The organism is Bradyrhizobium sp. P2_E8, from assembly GCF_056403875.1.
Map to the genome: position 1 here is coordinate 1 of NZ_JBFUES010001309.1, position 1,723 is coordinate 1,723.

Consider the following 1,723-nt stretch of genomic DNA (forward strand, 5'->3'; position numbering starts at 1 on the left):
GCTTTGACGCCAATGGCGGGGTCTTCGAGCCGCTTCTGGAGGCCGATGACGCCATCATTTCTGATTCTCTCAATCACGCTTCCATTATCGACGGCGTGCGTCTTTGCAAGGCGAGGCGCTACCGCTTTGCCAACGGCGACATAAACGAGCTCGAGGATCGGCTCAAGGAGGCGGACAGGGGCGGTGCCCGGTTCAAATTGATCGCCACGGACGGCGTGTTCTCGATGGACGGATATTTGGCCAAGCTCCCCGCCATTTGCGCCTTGGCCGAGAGGTACGGCGCCATCGTTATGGTCGATGACTGCCATGCCACCGGTCATCTCGGCGAAGCCGGCCGCGGCACGCCCACGCTGACAGGCACAAGCCGGCAGGTCGATATCGTCACGGGAACGCTCGGCAAGAGCCTGGGTGGTGCGATGGGCGGCTTTGTTGCGGCGTCGCAACCCATCATCGATCTGCTTCGACAGCGAGCGCGTCCATATCTCTTCTCCAATAGCCTCGCCCCGGCAGTGGCAGCGGGATCGATCAAGGCGATCCAGATCGCGGAAACAGCCGACGACCGGCGGCAGCTTCTTGCGGCGCATACGCGGCGCTTTCGGTCGGGCCTGGAGAAGGCCGGATTCGAGCTGCTCGCCGGAGAGACGCCAATCATTCCAGTCATGCTGCAGGACGCGCGCCTGGCGCAGGATATGGCAGCCGCGCTGGATGAACGCGGCATCTACGTCGCCGCGTTCTTCTATCCCGTTGTCCCCAAAGGAAAGGCGCGGATCAGGACACAGATGTCCGCCGCCCTGACGGAAAAGGACGTTGAACTGGCCGTCGACGCTTTCACCGACGCCGGCAAAGCGCTTGGCGTGATTTGATGTTTACAAAGGTATTCTCATGAAAGCTCTTGTCAAAGCAGCCGCCGAACCTGGGCTCTGGCTTGACGAACGGGGGATTCCGCAGATCGGACCGGATGACGTTCTCATCAAGATCAACAAGACCGGGATCTGCGGCACGGATATCCACATCTACGCCTGGGATGAGTGGGCGCAGCGGACCGTCCCTGTCCCGATGGTCGTCGGCCATGAATATGCAGGCGAGGTCGCCGAGGTGGGCGCGAACGTCACGAAGTTCGCGATTGGTCAGCGGGTTTCGGGTGAGGGCCATGTTGTCGGCATGAGCAGCCGCGCTGCGCGAGGGGGACGGTTTCACCTGGATCCTGAAACCAAGGGGATCGGTGTCAATATTCCCGGAGCTTTTGCCGAATATCTGYGTTTGCCCGCCTTCAATGTCGTGCCGCTCCCTGATGCGATCGATGACGAGATCGGGGCCATCCTCGATCCGCTCGGCAACGCCGTCCACACCGCGTTGTCGTTCGACCTCGTCGGGGAGGATGTGCTCATCACCGGAGCAGGCCCAATTGGCATCATGAGCGCCGCCGTTGCCAGGCATGTCGGTGCGAGGCACGTTGTGATTACCGACGTCAATCCGCATCGTTTGGCATTGGCATCTGACGTCGCCGACGTCGTTCCCGTCGACGTGAGCAAGGAAGATCTTCGGTCCGTGACGCAGCGTCTCGGCATGAAGGAAGGGTTCGATGTCGGGCTGGAGATGAGCGGTGCGCCGGCCGCATTCGACCAAATGGTCGAAAATCTGGTGATGGGCGGCAAGATCGCCATGCTTGGTATCCCTGCTGGGCCCGCGACCGTCGACTGGACCAAGCTTGTCTTCAAGATGC

General features: G+C 61.3%; 2 protein-coding genes. Both read left to right on the forward strand.

Annotated elements, in window-relative coordinates; translation table 11 throughout:
- Positions 1–863, forward strand: an 863-nt coding sequence (locus AC1D00_RS39885; RefSeq protein WP_477014476.1) for an aminotransferase class I/II-fold pyridoxal phosphate-dependent enzyme, incomplete at its 5' end; no start/stop codon positions are given.
- A 19-nt stretch (positions 864–882) separates the two neighbouring features.
- On the forward strand, positions 883–1,723 hold an 841-nt coding region (gene tdh, locus AC1D00_RS39890; protein ID WP_477014477.1), incomplete at its 3' end, for an L-threonine 3-dehydrogenase.